This is a genomic window from Laceyella putida, assembly GCF_042665195.1.
GTDB classification, from domain to species: domain Bacteria; phylum Bacillota; class Bacilli; order Thermoactinomycetales; family Thermoactinomycetaceae; genus Laceyella; species Laceyella putida.
The window spans coordinates 1-23,919 of record NZ_JBHTBW010000013.1 but is presented as its reverse complement, the minus strand read 5'-3'; the positions used below and the strand labels follow the sequence as shown (position 1 = coordinate 23,919).

General features: G+C 51.5%; 13 protein-coding genes. 2 read left to right on the top strand and 11 right to left on the bottom strand.

Features of this window, described 5'->3' with window-relative positions; translation table 11 throughout:
* Positions 1-2: 2 nt before the first annotated feature.
* From ACFQNG_RS04995 to ACFQNG_RS04975, 5 genes are all read right to left on the bottom strand, one after another.
* A complete protein-coding gene (locus tag ACFQNG_RS04995; protein ID WP_379863788.1) occupies positions 3-3,059 on the bottom strand; it encodes a type I polyketide synthase in 3,057 nt (1,018 codons plus the stop codon).
* A 172-nt stretch (positions 3,060-3,231) separates the two neighbouring features.
* Entirely contained in the window at positions 3,232-3,780 is a 549-nt protein-coding gene (locus ACFQNG_RS04990; RefSeq protein WP_379863787.1) for a hypothetical protein, read from the bottom strand.
* Positions 3,781-3,954: 174 nt separating this feature from the next.
* Positions 3,955-9,585, bottom strand: coding sequence for an amino acid adenylation domain-containing protein (locus tag ACFQNG_RS04985; RefSeq protein ID WP_379863786.1), 5,631 nt, complete (start codon positions 9,583-9,585; stop codon positions 3,955-3,957).
* Positions 9,494-12,898 carry a beta-ketoacyl synthase N-terminal-like domain-containing protein gene (locus ACFQNG_RS04980; RefSeq protein WP_379863785.1) on the bottom strand — a complete coding sequence of 1,135 codons (3,405 nt, stop codon included), beginning with the start codon at positions 12,896-12,898 and terminating at the stop codon, positions 9,494-9,496. The genes ACFQNG_RS04985 and ACFQNG_RS04980 overlap by 92 nt, the downstream gene beginning before the upstream one ends.
* A 59-nt stretch (positions 12,899-12,957) precedes the next feature.
* On the bottom strand, positions 12,958-13,119 hold the full coding sequence (locus tag ACFQNG_RS04975; protein WP_379863784.1) for a hypothetical protein: 162 nt from the start codon (positions 13,117-13,119) through the stop codon (positions 12,958-12,960).
* 1,526 nt (positions 13,120-14,645) lie between these two features.
* Here ACFQNG_RS04975 and ACFQNG_RS04970 point away from each other — a divergent pair.
* Entirely contained in the window at positions 14,646-16,166 is a 1,521-nt protein-coding gene (locus tag ACFQNG_RS04970; RefSeq protein ID WP_379863783.1) for a M36 family metallopeptidase, read from the top strand.
* A 395-nt stretch (positions 16,167-16,561) separates the two neighbouring features.
* Here ACFQNG_RS04970 and ACFQNG_RS04965 read toward each other — a convergent pair whose 3' ends face one another.
* From ACFQNG_RS04965 to ACFQNG_RS04955, 3 genes are all read right to left on the bottom strand, one after another.
* On the bottom strand, positions 16,562-17,962 hold the full coding sequence (locus ACFQNG_RS04965) for an amino acid permease (RefSeq protein ID WP_379863782.1): 1,401 nt from the start codon (positions 17,960-17,962) through the stop codon (positions 16,562-16,564).
* 281 nt (positions 17,963-18,243) lie between these two features.
* Positions 18,244-18,891, bottom strand: a complete 648-nt coding sequence (locus ACFQNG_RS04960; RefSeq protein WP_379863781.1) for a hypothetical protein — start codon at positions 18,889-18,891, stop codon at positions 18,244-18,246.
* A 20-nt stretch (positions 18,892-18,911) separates the two neighbouring features.
* Positions 18,912-19,364: a flavodoxin gene (locus ACFQNG_RS04955; protein ID WP_379863780.1), complete on the bottom strand. Its 453-nt coding sequence runs from the start codon at positions 19,362-19,364 to the stop codon at positions 18,912-18,914.
* 274 nt (positions 19,365-19,638) lie between these two features.
* Here ACFQNG_RS04955 and ACFQNG_RS04950 point away from each other — a divergent pair, with 274 nt between their 5' ends.
* Positions 19,639-19,989 (top strand): DUF1904 family protein, encoded by a 351-nt coding sequence (locus ACFQNG_RS04950; protein WP_379863779.1) that lies wholly within the window; start codon positions 19,639-19,641, stop codon positions 19,987-19,989.
* Between the two features lie 155 nt (positions 19,990-20,144).
* On the opposite strand, the gene ACFQNG_RS04945 is transcribed toward ACFQNG_RS04950, so the two are convergent.
* From ACFQNG_RS04945 to ACFQNG_RS04935, 3 genes are all read right to left on the bottom strand, one after another.
* Entirely contained in the window at positions 20,145-21,053 is a 909-nt protein-coding gene (locus ACFQNG_RS04945) for a glycerophosphodiester phosphodiesterase (RefSeq protein ID WP_379863778.1), read from the bottom strand.
* 158 nt (positions 21,054-21,211) lie between these two features.
* A complete protein-coding gene (gene glpT, locus ACFQNG_RS04940) occupies positions 21,212-22,558 on the bottom strand; it encodes a glycerol-3-phosphate transporter (RefSeq protein ID WP_379863777.1) in 1,347 nt (448 codons plus the stop codon).
* A gap of 297 nt (positions 22,559-22,855) precedes the next feature.
* A complete protein-coding gene (locus ACFQNG_RS04935; RefSeq protein ID WP_379863776.1) occupies positions 22,856-23,608 on the bottom strand; it encodes a thermonuclease family protein in 753 nt (250 codons plus the stop codon).
* Between the last annotated feature and the right edge of the window lie 311 nt (positions 23,609-23,919).

Here is a 23,919-nt window from a genome sequence, read left to right as displayed (position 1 = left end):
TCTCAACTCCGTTCCATCAGTCTTTCCACTTCTTCATCCGATAACTGGTCTAATTCGGCCACGAGTCTGGATTCGATCTCTTCGGCCAATTCGGAGATGGTCCGCTTTTCAAACAACACCTGCACCGGCAATTCCAATTGCAACACTTCCCTCATGCGGGCCACCGCCTGGCTGGCCACCAACGAGTTGCCCCCCAATTCAAAGAAATCGTCAAAGACACTCACTTCGGAAATGCCCATCACCTCGGAGAGCACCTCGGCCAAGATGGCCTCCAGTTCATTTCGCGGCCCCGTCGCGGTCATTGCGGGTGCGTGGGTCGGACCGACATCGACCTCTTCCCGTTTCGCCGTTCGTTTCGGGCTTTCCGGCAGGGAATGGCGAATGCTGTAGACGGAATGCCAAGCTCCCTCCACCCAATACCGTTTTCCCGAAAACGGATAAGTCGGAAGCGGCACCCTGGCCCGTTTCTCTTTCCCGTATAAGGCCCCATCGCTCCAAGTGACGCCAGCAAGCCACAAACGTCCCAGCGCTTCCAGGCGAACCGTCTCATCTTCAACCGCCTCCTGGGGATGGCGTGTGCAAGCGATTGCCATAACCCGCTTGCCGGCGGGACCTTGTTGCTTGGCGAGTGTGGCCAAGGTTCGCCCCGGCCCCACTTCCAAATAAATGCGTTCCGGTTTCTTCAGCAACTCAGCCATCCCGTCTGCAAACCGAACCGCTTCACGCAGATGGCGCGCCCAATACGTCGGTTCCGTCGCTTCCTCCGCCTTGATCCAGGTGCCGGTCACGTTGGAGAGGAACGGGATGTTGGGCGGGTTCAGCGCACATTGCCGCAACCGCTCGGTATAGGGCTCCATGGCCGGCTCCATCATGTGGGAGTGGAAAGCGTGGGAAGTGCGCAAACGGCGAGACATGATTCCGGCTTCTTGCAATGTTTGCTCCAACCGCGCAACCGCTCCCACCGAACCTGAAACCACACAAGCTCCCGGCGCATTGACCGCCGCCAACGACACATCTTCATTTAATAGGGGAAGGACCTGCTCTTCCGTGGCGCGAACCACCAACATCTCCCCCGATGGAAGTCCCTGGATAAGCCTGCCTCTCATGGCCACCAACGCCAAGGCATCTTCCAATTTTATTACGCCGGACAAAGTGGCTGCCACATATTCGCCCACACTGTGGCCAAGCATCGCTTCCGGTTCAATGCCCCAAGCCATCCATTGTTTTGCCAGGGCATATTCCACCACAAACAGGGCGGGTTGGGTATAACGGGTTTGCCCCAAGGCCTCGGCTGCCTCTTCTTCCGTTCCGGCCACGGGATACAACAGTTCACGCAAATCCCTTTCCAGATGCGGCTTCAGGAACTCCGCGCAACGGTCCACTTCCTGGCGGAAAACCTCTTCTCGCTCATACCATCCCTTGGCCATGTTCACATATTGCGAACCCTGCCCCGGGAAGAGGAACACCACCGGCCGGTTTGGGCTCGTCTCGGCCGTAAAGACCCGCTTCGGATTCCGATCGACGAGCGCACGCTTGGCATCTTCCGCGTCGGCGGCCACCACAAAGCGGCGATGATGCATGTCTAATCGCCCGATGCGCAACGTCTGGGCCACGTCCGCCAAAGAAAGGGAAGTCTCTTTGCCCAGATGTTCCGCCAATTGATCGGTGGCCTGTTCCAAGGCGGCGGGGGTTTTGGCCGAGAGAGTGAGCAGGTGGAACGAACGTTGTGTCGGTTCGGTTTCTCTGACGGGCGCCTCTTCCAAAACCAGATGGGCGTTGGTTCCCCCGATGCCGAACGAGCTGATGCCCGCCCGCCGTGGAGCGTTTTTGCGGCGTTGCCAAGGGGTTAACTGCGTTTGCACATAAAATGGGCTGTTCTCGAAATCAATGTTGGGATTGGGCCTCTCGACATGCAGACTGGGCGGAATTTGCTGATGTTTCAACGCCAAAGCCGTTTTGATCAAACCGGCCACACCGGCCGCAGTATTGAGATGGCCGACATTGGACTTGACCGACCCGATGGCGCAAAATTGCTTCTCCCCCGTTTTCTCCCGGAACGCCTCGGTCAGTGCTCTCAGCTCGATCGGGTCCCCCAGTGGCGTACCCGTGCCGTGAGCCTCCACATACGAGACCGTTTCCGGATCCACTTCCGCCATCGCCAACGCGGCCTTGATGACGCTAGCCTGCCCGCTGACGCTTGGAGCGGTCAATCCCACTTTGTCCGTACCGTCATTGTTCACCGCGCTCCCTTTGATGACCGCGTAGATGTGGTCGCCCGCATCCAGCGCATCCTCCAACCGCTTCAACACGACCGCCCCCACCCCATCGCCAAACACCGTTCCTCCCGCTTCAGCGTCAAACGGGCGGCAGGTTCCATCCGGGGAATAAATCATCCCTTCTTGATACACATATCCTTTTTTTTGCGGCAACAGGAGCGATACCCCTCCCGCCAGCGCCATGTCACACTCTCCGCTCAACAGAGCTTGACACGCCAAATGAACCGCAACCAACGAGGTGGAACAAGTGGTTTGGATGGTCACAGCCGGTCCCTTCAAGTTCAATTTGTATGCCGTGCGCAAGCTGAGCAAATCCTTGTCATTGCCCAGCATCAATTGAAAATCATCCAAGCCGGGTAAAGCTTTCGGACTGGATACGATTTGGAACAGATATGTATTCAGGGCCGCACCCGCATACACCCCGATGGCACCGGGATACCGTTCGCCCACATATCCGGCATCCTCCAACGCTTTCCAAGCGGTCTCCAAAAACAGGCGAACTTGCGGATCCAACCATTCCGCCTCTTTGGGAAGCATTTCGAAGAACTCGGCGTCAAAGCGGTCAATCTCTTCCAGCATGCCTTTGGCCGGCACATAGTTTGGCTGATCCAACTCTTCCTCGCTGATGCCTTGGGCAAGCAATTCTTCCCTAGTAAAACGGGAGATTGTATCCCGGCCTTGTTTCAAGTTTTTCCAGAACTCGTGAACATTTTTGGCCCCGGGAAAACGCCCGTCCATCCCTACGATGGCAATTTCAAGCCCCGTATAGTCCATTTGGCTCATACTGTGCCCCCCTCGTTTTGTTGTTCGCTCAGAAGTTCATGGGACAGACAGCGGCAACGCAAACGGAAAAAAAGCGATTCCGCTAAAACCATTTTTGAAGCCGATCCACGGATGAAGGCATCCCCTCCCCAGAAAAGGGTGCTTCGCTTTTCCATTCACAGACAGCTCCGCATCATCCATTCGTCGACACGGTGCCGGACTGTGATTGCCGCTCCAATTTGTACGCGTGAAAAAGCTTTTTCAGGGTCAGAAACATGAGAATGATGATCACCAGTGTCCAAGTCTGCAAAATGTTGTGTTGCAAGTCCACCGGAACATGGTTTCCGAACTTGGGCAGGATTTTGATCGTCCGGGCAAAATTTTCGTTGTAATCCTTCAGCTCCTCCGGGGAGGCGCCAAAGAGATAACGCGGCCACCAAATCGTGAGTTGGATGCCCAGGAAGACGATGTAGTAAATGAGTGAGGAACCATAAAGGAACAAGTACCAAGGTTGGGTCATCCAGCGCAGGCTCAGCCACAAGATGAGAATGATGCATAGTTTGGGAATGTCGTTGGCATAACTGGCAGCCAAATTTTCTTGCATGCTCAGCCCCACCACATCATTGAAGGGAAAAAAGTCCACATACTGCGTGAGTTCCCAATAGAGAATGATGCCGAATTGCAACAGGAAACCGATGTAAATCCATTTTTTCGCGTTTTGCTTTGCTTCAAGTGCCGTCATTATGACTCCTCCAAGATTAAGAGTGTGTCGGTTCCACGCCCGGAGAACATGGACCGCAAAAGAATGTGTGGCCGATGCACCGTTCACGGGCGACTGGCGCAGTGTTTCCGCCCGCCTCGGGAGGGGACTGGGGAAGAGGTTTCCGGTTTCCCTTACCTCTTGGGTCCCCAGTCATTACCGACCGGATGAGTTGAGCGACTTTCTTTTGCGCAACCGTTCCGCCAAACGGTTTTTGCCTTTTTCCATCTGCTCGGAGCGGTCTGCCGCTTGCCCTTTTCCTTGATCGCCCGCCAAATGCCGCGCCAAGGCTTCGATCGTGGGGTATTGGAAGAGATCGATCAAGGTCAAGTTGCGTCCCGTTTGCTCGGTCAACAACCGGTGCGCTTTCGCCGCCAGCAACGAGGTTCCGCCAAGCTCAAAGAAGTTTTCTTTTACCCCGACCCGTTCCACATGGAGAACTTCGGCCCAAATGCGGGCAATCGTTTGTTCCAGCCCACTTCGGGGCGCGACATCATCCTGTGCCGTTTCCGGCCGCTCCACCCGCGGCGCCGGCAAGGCTTTGCGATCCACTTTCCCATTGGGTGTGAGCGGAAGTTCCCCCAGTCTCATCCAGAGGGAGGGAATCATGTAATCCGGCAGGGTTTCACTCAAGAAACGGCGCAACTCCATGGTCGGGATATCCCCATCCGCCACATAATAGGCGACCAATCGTTTCTCCCTGGGGATGTCTTCGCGCGCCACCACCACGTTTTGGCGAATGGCTGGATGGCGGCTGAGCGCATATTCGATATCCCCCAATTCAATCCGGTATCCCCTGATTTTCACTTGATGGTCCACCCGGCCCAAACATTGGATTCGCCCGTCCGGAAGATAGCGGGCCAAATCCCCGCTGCGGTACAGCTTGGCGGCGCCTTCGGGGTTGAACGGATGGGGAATGAATCGTTCCGCGGTCAAATCGGGCCGATTCAAATAGCCGATCGCCAAGCCAATTCCCCCGATATAAAGCTCGCCCACCACACCGACCGGCACAGGTTGGCGTCCCTCATCCAGAATGTACGCTTCCAAGTTATCAATGGGTTTCCCGATGGTGATCGGTCCGTTGCCATGCCCGATGCGGTCACAGGCCATCCATATGGTTGCCTCGGTCGGGCCGTACAGATTCCACAAGGACGAGCCCACTGAGAGTAGTTGCTCGGCCAATTCCTTCGGCAACGCTTCTCCCCCGCACAGCATGCGCAAATTTTTCTTGCCTTGCCATCCGGACTCGATCAGCAAGCGCCATGTGGCCGGAGTGGCCTGCATGACGGTCGCATCCGTCTCCTCCAAGCAAGCCGCAAGCTTTTGGCCGTCCATTGCCGTTTCCCTGCTGGCGATCACCACTTGGGCTCCGGCCGCCAACGGCAAGAACAGTTCCAACACCGCAATGTCAAACGACAAGGTTGTGACAGCCACCAACCGGTCTTGCGCCGAAAAGCTCAGTTGCTTCTGCATGGCCAGCAAGAAGTTGACCACTGAACGGTGCGAAATTTCCACTCCTTTTGGACGCCCGGTCGAACCGGATGTGAAAATCACATAGGCGCGGTCGGCCAACGAAGCGGAAGGGGGAAGGGGAACCATGGACTCCCGCGACACCCCGTCCCAATCACGGTCCAAACAAATGGCTTCATAAGACCCTTCGGGCAGCAAGGGCAATACGCGGGCTTGCGTCAAGAGCACCGGGGCTCCGCTGTCCTCCAACATCCACTCCAGCCGTTGTTTCGGAAACGCGGGATCGAGCGGAACATAGGCGGCCCCGGTTTTGAGGACACCGAGCAGCGCCACCAACATCTCCATGGAGCGATCGACGCAAATGGCCACCATTCGTCCCGGCCCAATCCCTTTTTTGCACAGGAAATGGGCCAACTGGTTGGCTCGCCCATCCAATTCACGGTAGGTCCATCGTCCGCCTTCGAACTGGACGGCCACCGCATCGGGGGTGCGCCGCGCCTGTTGTTCGACCAACTGGTGCATCAGGGCGTTCGGAAACTCCGATTTGGCCCCTTGCCACTCTGACAGCACGCGCTCCCGTTCCGCTTCGGTGAGCGGGGACACCTGTTGGACAGGGCGATCTGGCTCTTCCAACACCTGACGCAACACTTCAGAAAAATGGGCCGCCATGCGGGCAACGGTCTCGGGGGCAAACAAATCGATACTGTACTTCCATACCCCGATCAGATCCCCGTCCACTTCGGCCATCTCCAGCGTAAGATCCAGTTGCCCCTCCTGCTGGGCGATTGGGAAAGGACGGATCGTCAAATCGCCGAAGCGCAACCTCGCTTCCGTTTCGCCCGGAACCATGAATGGGGCCATGCCTTCCAACCGATGCAAGTTTTGCAGGATGAACGCCACCTGAAAAACGGGAGAACGGCCGGTGTCCCGTTGGGGTTGCAATTCTTCCACCATCAGGGGGAACGGATAATCTTGATGTTCCAGTCCCGCAAGCACCGTGGCTTTCACTTGCCGCAAAAAGGCTCGGAAGCTCGGATTTCCGGAGAAATCAGCCCGATAGGGAAGCATATTGATGAAATCCCCCAGCAACCCGGAGAACTCGGGGCGGCTTCGCCCCGTGACGGGAGAACCGACAATGATGTCCGTCTGTCCGGAGTACCGATGGAGTAAAACCTGAAAGCCTGCCAACAATAACGGAAACAGGGTGGTGCTTTCTTGTTTGGCCAAGCATTTCAGCCGTTCCGTCAACCCGCGATCCAGTTTGAACGGGAGGGAAGCACCGAGGTACTTGGGCCTTTTGGGACGCGGGAAATCAGTCGGCAATTGCAATTCCGGCAACTCCCCCGCCAATTGCCGATGCCAGTAGTCTCTTTGATTCCGGCCTACTTTCCCGTCCAACAATCGGCTTTGCCACCGGACAAAATCGGCATAATGGGCCGGCAGCGGGGGCAGGTTCGCCTCTTCTCCCGAACATTCAGCGGAATACAGGAGTCGCAATTCGTCGAGCAAAATTTCAATGCCCCAAAAGTCGATGGCGATGTGGTGCACCACCAACAAGAAAACGATATCGTCCGCCGCCCGGCGATACAAATATCCGCGCCAAACCGGGCCTTTCTCCAGATCAAACGGTTTGCGGTAATCCTGGTCCATCTGTTCCCTCAGTTCCATCTCGCTCCACCCGTTCGCCTCCACTTGAAACAGGGGCAAATCGGCCGGATCCCGCACCTGTTGCATCGGCTCCCCATCCATCACCCGATACGTGGTTCGGAGGGGGGGGTGGCGCCAAACCAATCGCTCCAGCGCCCGGCGGAAGGCTTCGGAATCGATCGGCGATTGGATCGCAAACGCGATTCCCACGTGATATGCCGCACTCTCGGGGGCCACTTGATGCAGGAACCACAATGAACGTTGACCATAGGAAAGCGGGTATTCCCGTTTCTCCACCGGTTCCCAGTTTTCCTGCATGTTGGGCTCTTGCTCCGACAGCCCTTCATCAAGCCGTTCAATCAACTCGTTCAGGCTGGGCCCTTGCAGGAATGTAACCATCGGCAAGGTGAATCGCAGGTCTTTTTCAATCCGGTTCCTCAGCTCCACCGCCATCATCGAATCCAACCCCAACTGGGTAAGGGGTTGACCTGCGGGCACTTCTTGTGGATCAAACCGCATGACCCGAGCGACAAGAACGCGGAGGTACTCACCCAACACCGCTCGTTTTTTTGCAGGGGTGGCCTTTTCCCATTTGTTCCGCCACTCGGAACCGGATGGATTCTCCGTTTCCGCTTCCTCGTTTTCTGTATCTCCCAACAATCCTTGAAGTAATTTGATTTGACCGGCAAACGGGTACAGTTTGGCCCACTCCAGCCAATCCACATCCGCCACCGCCACCACGGCGGAGGGATGATCGCAAATCTGTTTAAGGGCTTCCATCCCGGTTTCAAGCGAGAGTTGGTTCATCCCGGCCGTGGTACTGGAAGAAGCCAATTTTTCATGGGGTGTACGAACCGCCATCCCCGCTTCCGCCCACGGTCCCCAAGCAATGCTGACCGCATCGGGGCACATGCGGTTCCGTTTCTTGGCCAAAGCGTCAAGAAACGCATTGGCTCCCGCGTAACCGGCCAGACGCGGTGGGCTGAGAATCGAGGTAAAGGAAGAAAACAACACGAAACAGTCAAGCGTTCCCGGCGGAAAAAGTTCATCCAACCAAGCGGCGCCAAGCAATTTGGGACGATAGACCTTCCAAACGTCCGCAAATTCCATCTCTTCAAACGCCAGGTTCTCCACAACCCCCGCCAGATGGAAGACACCCCGGATCGGGGGCCAGCCTTCCTCGCGATAATTGTCGACAAAGCGGCGGAGGGATGGTTCATCGGCCAGATCAAAGAAGGCAAGATGAACACTGGCACCCATCGCTTCCAATTGTTTCACCGCTTCAATCCGCTGACTGATCCGGGGGTCGTTCGGAACCCGGCTCCATTCGCTTCGTGGCGGAAGTGGGGTTCGTCCCGTCAAAATCAGGCGGCGCGCCCCTTGCCGCACCATCCATTTGGCCAATTCTAATCCCAATTCGCCCAATCCCCCGGTGATCAGGTAGCTGGCATCCGGTCGGAACGAAAGGGATGGCCCATGCTTTACAGTCAGCGCTTTTCGCTCCAAACGGGCCGCATATCGCTGTCCCCGGCGATACAAGATTTGATCTTCCCCATCCAGTTGCGCTATCTCCGTCAAAATGGAATTGGCCCGGTCCGCTTCGCTTTGGGTGGGGTCCACATCCAATAATCCCCCCCATAGGTTGGGGTGGGCGACGGAGAAGGCCCGGGCAAATCCCCAGACCGGAGAAGAAGCGATCCGAATCGGCCCATCCTCCTTGGCTTGCGCTCCGCCGGTGACGAACCACACTTTCGCATTCTTTGGCGGATGCTTAAGCAAAGACTTGATCAGGGTTAAAGCACTGCCCGTGCCCAAGCGTTGCGTTTCTTCCAACCGGGCAGGCGCGACGTGTTCCGGAAGGTCCAGGGTCCACATGTGCAACACTCGAATCGGGTCGGCTCCCGCCCGCTCGACCACCTCGCGCCATCTTGCGGGTAGTTTCTCACCAGCCTCCTGCCCCAAATCGACCACGTTTCCGCCCCGCCGTTTCAAAATCTCCGCCAACCGGTCTCCCACTCCCCGGCCATCTTTCAGAATGACCCACCAACCAGTGGCGTCCCATTCCTCGGGAACCGGTTGGATGGGGACTGGGTGCCAATCCACTTCATAAAAGAAATCGGAGATCTTTTTCGCTTGACCGGCTCGATCCAGGCTAACCGCTTCAAAATCAGCCAAATGCCCCAGCGGTTCACCCCCTTCATCGAACAGATACAAATCTCCCATGATCGCCGCCTCACCAACCCGGGCATCCGTGGAAACTTCCGCATAACACCACATCACTTCCTGCGGTTTGCGAAATAAGCGAATGCGCGAAATCCCCGCTGGAACAAAGACTTTTCCCTTTTGGCCCACCCCGTCCAATCCATAGGCGGCCGCGGCCATCACTTGAAAGCACGCGTCCAGCATCACGGGATGAATGTGACAAATCTCCGCTTCCGCATGAAGGCCCTCCGGGAGTTGGATCTTGGCCAAGGCCGTCCGCTCTCCCCCGTACAGCTCAGCGATCCGCTGAAAAGAGGGCCCGTACTCCAAGCCCATTTGTCTCATCCATCGGTAATGCTCTTCGGGGGTACGTTTTTCAAGACAACGCGATTTCAGACTGGCCCATTCGAGAAACGGACTGCTTTTCGGTGCGAATGATTCCGGTTGCGTGTACGGTCCAAGCGCCATCCTTTTCCTCCTCCCCTCTCAAACAACTGGCGATCCGGAACAACCACTCTCCCGCCGTTTTCTCATTCAGGCAAATGTGTACCAACCGCTCCGTTTCCTGTGGCAGAAACAGGGGGCGGTAGATTTTGAAATCTCGGATCTGCCAGGAAGCCGTCGGCTCGATATCATTGGCCGCCGCCAAGATGGATTCGATCATGGCAGAGGCGGGAACGACAACCATTCCTTGCACTTTATGATCAACCAACCAGGGAAGCGAGTCCGCCCTCCATTCGGCTTCCCACAGCCGACCTTCCAAGAGCGGAGACAATGGAACACGATCCCCCAACAAAGGGTGGACTCCATGACTTTTTCGGCGAGGCGCTGCCTCTCTCCGCTCCACCCAACACACATCGCTGCGCCAAGCGTACATGGGCAGCGAAACCACATGCCCTTTCCTTGGGCCTGTTTCCTGGAAACGGACGGCATAGCCGGCTTCGTACAACTGGCCAAGCGAATGCAACATCCGTTCCCTTTCCGGCTCTTGCCTGCGAATGGATGGCAACACAAGCCCGTCTTGGCCCAAGTCGCTTAAGCAACGCGAAATCGCACCGGACAGAACCGGATGGGGCCCGATCTCCAAAAACAGGCGATACCCGTCATTCATCAATTGCCGAACCGCATCCCCGAACAACACCGGCCGCCTCACATTTCGCACCCAATAGTCTTCCGTCAGCCGCTCCCCTTCGAGCCGAGTTCCGGTCACTGTGGAATAAAAAGGGATGCGGGAGAAATGCGGTTGAATCCCATTGAGTTCCCTGCGGAGTGCGTCCAGGCAAAATTCCATCTGATCACTGTGGAAGGCATATTCGCCAAACAGCTCCCGGAAAAACACGCCACGTTCATCCAACGCTTGTTGCACCTTCTTCAACTCGGCGGGATCCCCCGCCAACACCGTTGCGTCGGGGGCATTGACGGCCGCCAGATGCAACCGGCCGCCCGCCTTGGCCAAATAAGGCTGAACTGCTTGCGGCGACAAACCCGTTGCCGCCATTTTCCCTTTGCCTTTGGCCGGTTGCATGAGCCTGGCCCGGGTGACGATGATGCGCACCGCTTCTTCCAGTGGGTAGGCTCCGGCAGCATGTGCGGCGGCCACTTCCCCCATGCTGTGGCCCACGACCGCGGCCGGATCAATGCCCCAAGATTGCCACAATCTGAAAAGAGCCACTTGCAACGAAAAAACCAACACTTGAGCGATCGCCGTATCTTCAAGGCAAGCGGGATCACCATCCCGGTGGAAATAATCCAACAGGGACCAACCGGCCCATTTTTCCACCCACACGGCACATTCTTCCACGCCGGAGCGGAAAACGGGTTCCGAACGCATCAACTCCCGGCCCATGCCCAACCATTGTCCGCCTTGGCCCGTGAAGACAAAGACAGGTTTGTCAAGCCCTTTTTGCTGTTGGATGAGGTGGCGGGGTTCTTCTAGCCGATCGAGCAATTCCTCCATCGTCTTCGCCACCCATGTGCTGCGGATGGGATGATGCGTTCTCCGAACCGAAGCGGTGTAAGCCAAATCCCGCAATGAGACCTTCCCCTTATTCTCCCGGACCCATTCTTTCAAGGCGGTCACGTAAGAGGCGAGGGAATCTTCGCTCCGGGCGGAAATCGGAATCAGGAAAGGAGTGTCCCCTTTTTCGTCAAAGCGGTCGTCAGCCGGCACAGCGGGAGCTTCTTCCATCACGACATGAACATTCGACCCGCCGAATCCGAATGAACTGATTCCCGCCATTCTCCCTTTTTCTCCCCCATCCCAAGGCTCGCATTGGGTCTGCACCCCGATGGGGAACCGGTCAAACGGAATATGTAGATTGGGCGTTTCAAAATGGAGGCTTGGAACAAACTCACGATGTTTCAACATGAGGGCCACTTTAATCACGCTGGCGATTCCGGCCGCCGCCTCCAAATGCCCGATATTGGTTTTGACCGAACCGATTCGCAACTTCTGCCCGACCGGGCGCCCTTTGCCCATTACGTTCCCCAGCGCCTTCACTTCAATCGGGTCCCCAAGGGGCGTTCCCGTTCCGTGCGCTTCCACATAGTCGATCTCTGCCGGAGCGATCCCAGCATGTTGACAAGCCCGTTTCAGCACTTCCTCCTGGGCGATTCCATTAGGGGCCGTGATGCCATTGCTTCGCCCGTCTTGATTGACCGCGCTCCCCCGGATGACCGCGTAAATCCGATCCCCGTCAGCAAGCGCCTTTTCTAGTGGCTTCAAGATCACCACGCCGGCCCCTTCACTGCGCACATACCCATCCGCCTTGGCATCAAACGTTTTGCATCGGCCATCACTTGCCATCATGCCCGCCTTGGAAAAACCGATGGTGATCTCAGGTTCCAAAAGCAGATTGACCCCGCCCACTATCGCCTGGTCGCTTTCCCCGCTCTTCACGCTTTGCAAGGCAAGATGGATGGCGGTGAGAGAGGAAGAACAAGCCGTATCAACAGTGATGCTCGGCCCCTGCAAATGGAAAAGGTAAGAGATGCGGTTGGCCGCGATACTGTGCGAGTTCCCGGTCATGGGGTAAATGTCCAATTCCTTGTGATTTGTCAGCATACGTTTTGAATAATCGATGACCGACAATCCGATGAATACCCCTGTTCGGGAGCCGCGAAGCTCCTCGAATGGGATTCCGCCATCTTCCAACGCTTCAACCACCGTTTCCAACAAAATCCGCTGTTGCGGGTCCATCCGTTCCGCTTCGCGTGGCGTAATGCCGAAGAAACCATAATCGAATTCTTTCACCCGGTCGATGAACCCACCCCACCGTGTATTCATTTTCCCGGGCTTCCCTTGCACCGGATCGTAAAACTCTTCCACGTCCCATCGATCTCCGGGCACTTCCCGGATCGCATCGACTTGGTTTTTCAACAAGTCCCAAAACATTTTCAGACCATGGGCACCTGGGAAACGGCAACCCATCCCGACAATCGCCACACTTTCCAGAGCAACCCGTTTGCGATCTTCCCGCCCCTGACCGGAACTGGACGGAGTTTCCGTCAGGAAGTCCACCAACGCTTCGATGGTTGGATAATCCCACAACAAGGTGGGGGGCAACTCCCGGCCCAACCATTCCCCCAACTCCGAGGTCAACATCACCGCCTGCGCCGAATCCAACCCATAACTGGAAAACGGCTCCTCCAACTCGATTTCCTCTTCCGACAAAAACAAATTTTCTGATAAGTAGCGAACCAACCACGCTACCATTTCAGTCCGACCCGCACCCCCAAACGTTTTCGGATCGCGATCGAGAGCATCTTGTTTTTCAGACATGGTTTCACCTCAACCCACTTGATTCTAAGGTGTCTTAAATCCAATGGCTAAACCTTGATTCACTCTTTCCCCCGACAGAGGTCCCGCAATCGCGACGTCTCCACTGGGTTTCGCCGTACCCGCTCACCTTCCGACAAGCCGCTCGTTTTTTCGGTTTGATCACAAACGGCAGACGCATAGTCGTGATCAGGCACAAATGCTTGAACCAGCAGCCATCCCATTGACCAAATCCCCGACAAATAACGGATGCACGTACCCAGTGAAGTAAAAAGGATTTCCAGAAAACATATGTAAGGAAAAGGTGCCGGATGGCACAGCCTCCTATGGGCAACAAAGCAAACGTTTTTTCTTCCCAATAAATAGAAGGGATCATTGAGTGGCTCCACTTTTTTAAGCGATGATCTCGTTTGTTATGATTAGAAGCTATTTCAAAACCATCTTTTGGATGGAGAAATAGCTATGGCGATCGCTCCAAAACCGTTTTCCCATTCGCTTTGTCCATCGGCGCTCATCGGGAAAAGGTTTTTCCGCTCATCAACGACTTTTGAAATAACTTTTAATCTACATTCTTTCAATGATTTCTCACTTTCATATTAAACAACGCATTTGATGCCTCTGTTAACAAACTGATAAATGATAATGAAACCAAAAAACGAAATATTCCATCAAAAAACAGCACTCCATGGGCGCTTATACCAATCCGATTGCAAGTTGACCAAAAATCCCTGTCCATTCAGGCTTTTTCTGACCACTTGGTTAACGCATCTAAGCCGATCACACCTTCGGAAACACAAGACGATCATCCTCTTAACAAAATCAATCACAAGAAAAAGCGGCAAAGGACGAAACATTCTTTTTTCATTTAAAGAGGTCAATAAAACGCGATGATAATGATAGTTAATGTCAAAAGATTCGCTCCGGATATTAGATTCCAAAAATTGAATATTTTTTGATAACATGGTCGAAAACGTTTTGAGTCTCATTTTAAGCATAACGTTTTTTTAACTGGTAATCAAGATATTTAAATTAGTTTTATATTAATAACAAATTCACTTCATATACATCCTATTTTTTCTTTTTCCTTCCATTTTTACACAACTGGATTTGACTCTGGTTCCATCCTGGTGATTCTCCAATTGATGGATCTGCCACAATCTCAACGATTAGCCGATCCCAGCCAAATTCCATCCCGCCCATTTAACCATTGCCGATCGGCGGCGGTGATGAACCTAGATAAGTAATGGTTGTTTCCGCATTTGCCAGCGGGCTGACACCAAAAATCCATTCGGTGTTGTTTTCCTTCCTGAAAAATATCTTTTGCGTTTCACCGATGACTCCCTTTCATTACTTTGACAGCAATTTCTCCTCCGATTTATAAAAGCGCAGGGCATTCCCGCCGAAAATGGCTGACTTCTTTGCCGTGCACAACACCGCCGTCTACATTCAATGACGAACCCATCATGGACTGCAACTCATCCGATGGCAGAATAGGGCTGCCTGCGCCACCTCTTCTGAACGGGCTAATTATTCCGTTAATAGTCTTTTTCAATCGAATTCAATGATTCCATGGTTCTCATAAGAAGTTTCCAGATAGTTTTCGACAAAAGAGGATGGAAATGTCAATATTTGTTTTTCTATTTTAAATTTTTATATCCACTTGCCTAAAAATATTAGTAATTTCTTAATATACATTATATAATGTGTTTATAAAATAATCACAATCAATCGAAGGAGTGCGACGATTACGATGACAAAGCGGAAAAACCTTTTCATTGCCGTCACTACGGCAATCGCCTTAACCTTATCCATTCCGATCGCTTTTGCGGAACCCGGCATCAATGCCAACCAACCGCAAACCAAAGCCATTGACGCCAAATCCGTCGCCGATCAGCACCTGAAGGAACATGCCAGCAAGTATCAATTGCCCGATGATCTCTCCAGTCTTCAATTCGTGACTACCATCGATACGGAGGCCGCTTCTTATGTCCGCTATCAACAGGTGATCCAAGGAGCCCCCGTTTTTACCAAACAAATCACCGTTACAGTCGACCGCGCCGGGAAAGCTTTGCTCGTCGTTTCTGATTATGTACCGTTTAACTCGATTGAACAAATGAAAAGTAAAATTTCTCCACAAGAAGCGGAATCAAAAGCGCTTGAATATATCGGCGGCGCGAACAAAAGCAAATGGTCGTCAGCCTCCCGCGAGTTCGGCTATGTGATCGAAGACGGCAAGGCCATCCCGTCATACCGGGTTGTCGTAAAAACAAATGCGCCGGCTGACGAATGGGATACTTATGTACATGCCGGCAGCGGCAAGTTGTTGAAAAAGAAAAACAGGGTCCAATATGCCACGGGCACAGGCAAAGTCTTCAACCCGAACCCGGTCGAAACGCAAGACTCCACTTCCGGTTTGGCTGATAACAGAGATGCGGATTCCACCGCATTGACCAATCAATTAAAGTCTGTGACACTGCTTGGCTTGGATGGTTCAGGTTACTTGAGAGGGCAATATGCAACCATATCTTCCAAAGCAAAAACCTATTCAGCCACCAATACCTTTAACTATACCCGCGCAAATGACAGCTTTGAGGATGTGATGGCTTATTACCACATTGACACCTTGCAACGCTATATCCAAAGCCTTGGCTTCACCAATATCAATAACCGTTCGATCACGGTAAACACGAATGGGACAACTGCTGACAATTCTTTCTACTCTCCGGCCACCAAAGCTTTAACATTTGGCACTGGCGGAGTGGATGATGCAGAAGACGCCGGGATCATCGCACATGAATACGGTCATTCGATTCAAGACAACCAAGTTCCCGACTGGGGCCAATCGGCGGAAGGCGGCGCCATGGGAGAAGGGTTTGGCGACTACCTGGGGGCTACTTATGAAGATGCGCTGACAGGGAACGATACCTTTGGCAAAGCTTGTGTGGGTGAATGGGATGCGGTTTCATACTCCTCTTCCAATCCGCCTTGCTTGCGCCGCTTGGATGAAAACAAAGTATATCCGCAGGATTGGGCTGGCGAAGTGCACGCCGATGGCGAAATCTGGTCCCAAGGCGAATATGAAATGGCCCAAGCTTTCGGACGTGATGTTGCGACAAAATTGATCTTGCAATCCCACTGGTCATTGACGCCAAACGCCACATTCAACGATGGCGCAAAAGCGATCAAGCAAGCGGATGTGCTGCTTTACAATGGCTCACATGGCGCTCAAATCGATGCGATCTGGGCTGCGCGCGGCATTTCTACCCAATAGTGGCAAGCCTACTGTTTTTGCCAATCATTTCGCCGCCGTGGAGATGATTTTCTTCAAATGGCTCAACTTATAAAAACATTCTGAATAAACGCAAGGGAACTGGGACCGCTCTCCCATTTCCCTTTTTTCAACTAGGGCGTGTCTGATCAATATGTCGGCGGCTCCAAAACCGTTTTCCCATTCGCTTCACTTGTCCATCGGCGCTCATCGGGAAAAGGTTTTTCCGCCTTCTCCCAATGGTCAACTTGATTTGCCAGACACGCCCTAACAATTACCAACTGTCGCTTTATATTTTGATTCATGCTTTCCAGCAACACGGATCTTTCTTTTTACAAAGATCGGGCTTTCCTTACGGTTAAGTAAAACCCGCCATAAATAGCGGCGGGCATTCTGATCTAATCAGACAGCTCATTCAAAAGAGATTTATTCCTTGAATAAATGAAATAGATGAACAAACCAATCACCAACCAAATAAGAAACACATACCAGGTGCCGGCAGAAAGGTTGGTCATCAAAAAGATGCAAATGGCGATGGACAGAAGCGGAATATAGGGCACCCAAGGCGTACGGAAAACACGCGGTAATTGGGGTTGTGTTTTTCGCAACACGATCACCCCCAAAGAGATCAATGTAAAAGCAGTCAACGTCCCGATATTAATCATTTCTGCCAACCGATCCAGAGAAACACTTCCCCCAAGCAATGCTGCGATAACCCCAATGATCCAAGTCGCCTGATAAGGGGTTTGGTACGTTGCATGAACTTTAGAAAAAACGCCGGGCAGAAGGCCATCCCGTGACATGGCGAATATGATTCGGGTTTGCCCGTACAGCATGACCAACATCACGGTAAGCATGCCAAGAATGGCACCAAGGTCAATAAAACCGGCTACCCAGTTTTGGCCCGCATACTGAAGCGCGAGAGATACCGGATGAGCAACTCCTTTAAATTCCGCAAACGGAACGATTCCTGTCATAATGGCTGAAACAGCTATATATAAGAGGATGCAGATGCCGAGTGAAAACAGAATTCCTCTCGGGAGGTCTTTGGCTGGATTTTTCGTTTCCTCGGCTGCGGAAACGACGGCATCAAATCCCAAAAAGGCGGTAAATGTAATAGCGGCGGCGGAAAAAACACCTTCAAAACCAAATGGTAAAAAATTATGCCAATTTTCCGGTTTGACATAACCGACCCCAACAACGATAAACAAGATCACCACGGCCGTTTTGATAATAACCATGATGTTGTTTACGCGCGCGGATTCTTTCACTCCTCTGGACACAAAAAAGGTAATGATCATGACGATGATAAAGGCGGGTAAATTAAACCATGTTTCCACTCCGGGTACCGCCCCATGAGCTGCCGTCAAAGCCGTTGGCAAGGAAATGCCGAAGCCATGAAGCAAACTCTGCAAATATCCCGACCACCCGGCCGAAACCAGGCTGACGGCCAATAGATATTCCAAAATCAGATCCCACCCGATAATCCAAGCCACCAGCTCACCTAAGGTCGCATAAGTAAATGTATAAACGGAGCCCGAGACGGGAGTGATTGTGGCAAACTCAGCATAACACAATGCGGTCAAGGCACATGCCAGTCCGGAAATCAAGAACGAGATCATGATCCCGGGCCCTGCCGTAACGGCACCTGTTCCCGTAAGCACAAAGATGCCCGTGCCGATGATGGCCCCCAACCCCAGCAAGGTCAAATCCCACGCTCCCAATGTTCTATTTAATGGAGTCCCTGTCTTGGCTTGTTGAAGCATGGCGTTAATGCTTTTCTTCCTGAACAAATTCATGAAATAAACCTCCTACTTTACAAAGCAAAAACATCAAAATTGCATGTGAATTTACAAAAAAAATCCATCTCTTATTGATTCTTTTCAAGATAATAACGATATTATCCCCGAAAAACTCTATACATTATGTATGAAATTAACAACAAATTTTTGATACAACAATAAAAAACCATGATTTATGTAAAAATTCTCTAAACAGTCTGAGTTCTCACCCTGCTCGATGAATAAAAAAAGACGCTTATTGCGTCTTCTCAAGATCTCCAGATGGGAGGTTAATTGGTTTATACCAACAGGGAAAGCCCGTTCTTTTGCACGACTTCTTTGGATAAAAACAAATAATCCAGCGATTTTTGCAGGTCTTTTTCGATTTCAATTTCCTTCTTGGTTCCGTCCAGGATATTAATGATCTCAATTTTTTCCGGAAAAGATAAGACACCGTGATGGCAAAAGACTGAGATGATATGCTTAAACGCCTCTAAGACATAGGGGTTCTCAAAAACGATGTATTTTTTGATGGCCACCGAAGTGGGAGTCCATTGAACCACATGCAAATTCAGCTGTAAACTCAAGTTCAGCTCCTTAATGAACGCATTCAGCTCTTCAAACAAAAGCGCGGGAGGACTCATGCTGCCATCATTGGATAAATATTGCAGCAAATGATCCGTTATTTTTAACAACACTTCATGATAGTGGAACTTGGACTCAAACAGTCCAACATCTTTTTTCCAGTATTCACCAATCAGTTCAAGCACGCGAATTCCGGAGCGCCTTTCCACGGGCAGTCGATAATACGCCTGGATCACTTGGTTCACCGTGCTTTGTACAACCTTTGCCCATTCTGGACGCATGACTTTGCTGCATTGGTCACAGCAGAACCAAGCATAGCTCATATCTTCATCGGATAACACAAATACATCTCGCATTCTCATGTTTTCACCCCATCATCTGACTATGCAGTTGTTGAGAGCTGGATCACAAAGTTTCTGCCGAACTGTTTGCAAGTCTCTCTTTCTTCCCCCGATGGAGCCAGCTCCACTTTTAATCCTTTCAACACCAGATTGGCTCCCAATTCGGCAAGCCTTTCCGTTAGAATATCGACTGCCGCGCCAAACTTTTCATAAGCGGAATCACAAGAGCCGAAAACGGCAGCCCTCTTTCCCGTCAAGTCCAATTCTTTCATCTCTTCATAGAAATCGATAAATTCATCCGGCAGTTCCCCATCTCCCCATGTGTATGCCCCTAGCAAAATCCCTTCATAATCTTGAAGTTCGGACACATCCGCATCCATCACTTCCTTCATGTCAAGGACCCAACCTTGCTCGCGAATCCCTTCGGCAATCAACTCAGCCATCTCTTCTGTGTTGCCTGTCATGCTGGTATAAATCATGATGATCTTCACCATGGAATCCTCCTTCACAAGAACTGGTTTACGTTGCCATCATTATAACATCAATGATAATGATTATCAATATCATTATAAGGCCTTCGCCTTGTTGATGGTGATCTTGTTTTGGGCTTCACACCTGAAAACCAGTTATGGCCACACCCCTTTCATTCATATTGGGAAGGTTGTATACTTTTAAAAGCAAGTATTTAGGAAGCAGAAGTATTTTTCGCCAGCACGGGCGGATGATGATGTAGCCCCGCAACATTTCATAGATTAGGAAGGATTAAACATGCCGATTATGCGTTTTAAAGGATTTGAAAGAGAGCGAATCAAAACACTTGCCCCATTAATCATAGATGGCATGCATGAAGTAGCCAATGTGCCAAAAGAAAATGTGAAGATCGAACTGCTCCATGTGGAAGCAATCACCAAGTCCCCGCAGTATGTGGAGATCTTAATGTTTGAGCGGGAACAGGAACAGCATGATGCCGTTGCGGCCATGTTGCATCACTTGTTGTGTCGGCACGGATTTGAACAGGTCCATATTTTTTTCATCCGATTAACCCCCTCACTTTATTACAAAGGTGGTACCCCCTTGAACCAGATTCCCATGGCGAAAAAGCCGATCGGAACCCCCTGAAAAAGCCACGTTTGCCAATGACCTTCCGCAAGCGGCGTCGACAGCTTCCCACTCTGCCGGAAAAGTTCGGAGCACCATGGAAAAAGGCCGGAGGCTAGCGCCTTCGGCCTTTTTTTGCTACATGTGCCCGCATGAATAAATATTTATGTTCTGGGTTATTGTTTGTGTGGTTGCCGATATTCTTTGATCACTTCGTGCAACCGGTCAGGGAAGTTGGAGAACATCCCGGTGACGCCCCACTCAAGCAATCTCTTCATGTCAGCCTTTTCATTGACGGTATATGGATGAATCTGCAAACCCGCCCGACGGACTTTTTGGACATAGGCGCGATTGATTTTGTCGAAGTTCGGCCCAACTCCCACCGCATATCGTTTGATCTCTTTGATTTCCCCGTCAGAAATGGTTGCGATTCCCGGCGTCTCATACCACAGAAGCTGAACCAGCGGAATATGCGGGTTTAATTCATGAACTTTTTTCAAGCTCTCTTCACTAAAAGATTGAATGATGACTTTGCCGGAGCGCCCATTGGTGCGGGTCAGTTTGTAGCGGTCAAGGATCTCAATCAATTTCTCTTCCATGCCCGGATAAACTTCTGGCGCCTTGGTTTCAATGTAATAGTTGGCGCCAGCACCAAACTTTCGAATCACTTCCTCCAAAGTGGGCACTTTTAAACCGACGTAAGCGGGATTGGCGTACTGCGGATATTTTTCATTAAACCAAGAACCGGCATCCAACTTTTTGATTTCAGCCAAAGTGAGCTCTTTCACATAGCCGCTACCGTTGGTGGTGCGATCCACCGTTTCATCATGCATCGCGATCAGATGGCCATCTTTGGTCATTTGTAAATCGATTTCAATGTAATCCGCTTTCATTTTCCGTCCCAATTCATACGAGGGAATGGTATGTTCAGGCGCATGCCCGGAAGCTCCCCGATGGGCCACATTCAAGATTTTGCTTGAGGGATAGGGCAAATCAGGGCTAACCGTTTTTGCCCCCGCGATTGAAGGAATGGCCAATGCCAGACCAAGCGTCAATGCGGCAACGCGTTTTGCTGTGCTTTTCATTAGATCATCTCCTCACGCTTAGGCTGTTTGGGGAGTTGGGAAATAAACATCCCCCAACCCATATGTTCACACACAAACGACGTTGAAAGTGAAAAGGTTTTATTTCAAATGTGTAAATCCACTATCAAGCCAAATCCGACGACTCCTTGGGCAATACATCAACTCTGTTCCACCGCTTTCCCCGCATGCCAAGTCATCGCCAAAAACAAAATCGACAACACGCAAGAGACAATGAGCAGAATAAAGCCTCCATCCCATCCGAATGAATCCACGACAACTCCCATCATGGCGTTAGCAAATGCCGCACCACCTAAGTAGCCAAAAAAGTTCGTCAAACCGGCGGCGGTTCCCGCAGCCTTTTTCGGCGCCAAATCCAACGCATGCAGACCGATCAGCATGACCGGCCCGTAAATCAAAAAACCGATCATAATCAGGGCGATGTTATCTATCAACGGATTTCCCGGCGGATTTAACCAGTAAACGACCACAGCCAGTGCCACCAAAGCCATAAAGATGATGCCCGCCGGTGCGCGCCGGCCTTTAAACAGCTTGTCACTCATCCATCCACACAGGAGGGTACCCGGAATCGCCGCATACTCATATAAAAAATAGGCCCATCTGGTACTGTCATGGCTAAACTTTTTCACTTCGGTCAGATACGTGGGCGCCCAATCAATCACCCCGTATCGGACGAAATAGACAAAAACGTTGGCCAAAGCGATATACCAGAGATATTTATTGTTCAATACATACTTAAACAAGATTTCTTTAATCGTCCGTTCCTTTTCCCTGTCTTCCACCTGATCGTCGGGATATTCATCCTTATACTCCTCAATTGGCGGCAGACCACAAGATTGCGGGGTATCCCGCAAAGTGATCAACACATAGACCGCAACCAGTAAAGTCATCATCGCCGGGAAGAAAAAAATGCTTTTCCATGTGGCAAACAACATAATCCCCAAGCTGACAAGCGGGGCGGTCAACCCTTGTCCAACATTGTGGGCCACATTCCAAATCGACATCTTCGTCCCGCGTTCACTGATGGAAAACCAGTGCACCATCGTACGTCCGCTAGGAGGCCAGCCCATCCCTTGCACCCAGCCGTTGAGGAACATCAAGATGAACATTATGGTGACGCTCTCCGTCACATAGGGAACGGTCCCGAAAAAGATATTGATCAGCCCCGATAAAATGAGACCCGTAGGCAAAAAATATCTGGGGTTGCAACGGTCGGACACCATCCCCATCACAAATTTCCCAATCCCATAAGCGATGGAGACGGCAGACAGGATAAAACCAAGCTCCCCCTTAGAGAATCCCTCTTCTGCCAGATACGGCATCGCCAAGGAGAAGTTTTTTCTCACCAAATAATAGCCAGCATACCCAATAAAGATGCTCAGAAACACTTGCCAACGCAACCGTCGATACTCGGCGTCGATTCGCTCGGCCGGCAACCGTTGGATGTGAGGGGCGGGCTTATACAAACTGAGCAGTTTACCTATCATCCCATTTTCTCCTCCCTCTTCCTCTCTGTTTCCATGATTTTTTCAAATAACCCCTTTTCCGCCATTATTCTGTAAACCACAATCTTTGAAAGCGGATACATCCGAAGACATAAAAAAACCATAAAAAAGCAAAGAAGCCGACCACTTCTTGTTTTTTATGGAATCTCCACGCTCCGGACCAAAACTTATTAACTTATGCATAATAATTTTAACATTCTTTCAAAGGCATGACAACCTAATTGCATATGTACGTCCAAGCGCACCCATCCTCGACAAATATACCGAAAAGTTTAAGCTTTATGGCAAACCCGCACACACCACACCGTTTCCATCACCATCCAAGCGATGCGGATCACCGGGGCCCGCCTGTTCAAAGAAAGCCTGCGCCTCCTTCTGTGTTTTAAAGTCACTGCAGTCTTTATCCGGGAAATTCGGGTTCGGTTCCCCTTCTGCTATGCCACGTTCGGGTCGTTTCGCCGGCAAGATAGATTGGCACCATTTCTCCTTCTCGTATCCTTCATCCGTCACATAACCCGGACACTTCCATATCCCTTTCTTCGCTTCCCGGGCCTCGGCTTCCGCTTGACGGTATTCATCCAAGTGGTTCGTACTCTCGAATATGTATCCAACCCTGGCCAGCCCTTCTTTTAAGAGGGCTTGCTGCACACTTTGACCGTCCGCATAGATATGAGCCAGAAGGCGATTGTATTTGTCCCGCTTCTCTTTGTCCAATTCCACATAGACTTGTTTCGCGTCGGACAGCAACTTGTTGGTGTAGGCTTTGGCTTCAAACCCCAATGGTTGCTCTCCCAACTGCGGATGCGAAGTTTCAGGCATATCAATGAGCAGAAACCGAACGGATTCAACTTTTCCGTCAATCTCAAACTTGGCGGTATCGCCGTCCACAATCTCAACAAAAGTAACTTTTTCTTTAATGGGAGCGGGCGAGTCCAGCCCATAAGGGCCATCGTCAACCTTCGCGGCTTGCTGAGTTCCACAGCCAGTAAGGAAGAGCGCAAAAATGATCACAAGCGCAAATTGCCGCTTCAAGCTCATTCCCCCCTCAAATTTATAAGAGGTATCTTCACTAATCAGCATAGCACTATCTTCCAAACGATTCAATCGATTACAAAAGCGGACAATCTCCAAACCGCTCTGGATTACTAGGGCGTTAAATCGCCTTACCTTATGAGCAAGCTATTCATTCAAGCATAATCGTTTCGATTGAGTTCGATCCTTTCACCATCTTCCAGGCCGAGGGTTTTTAATAACAAGAAGAGACCACGTGTTGTGGTCTCAGACTGTAGACAAACCCCTTCTGAAAACGGTGTTCAGAAGGGGTTTGTTGGCTAGACGATAAA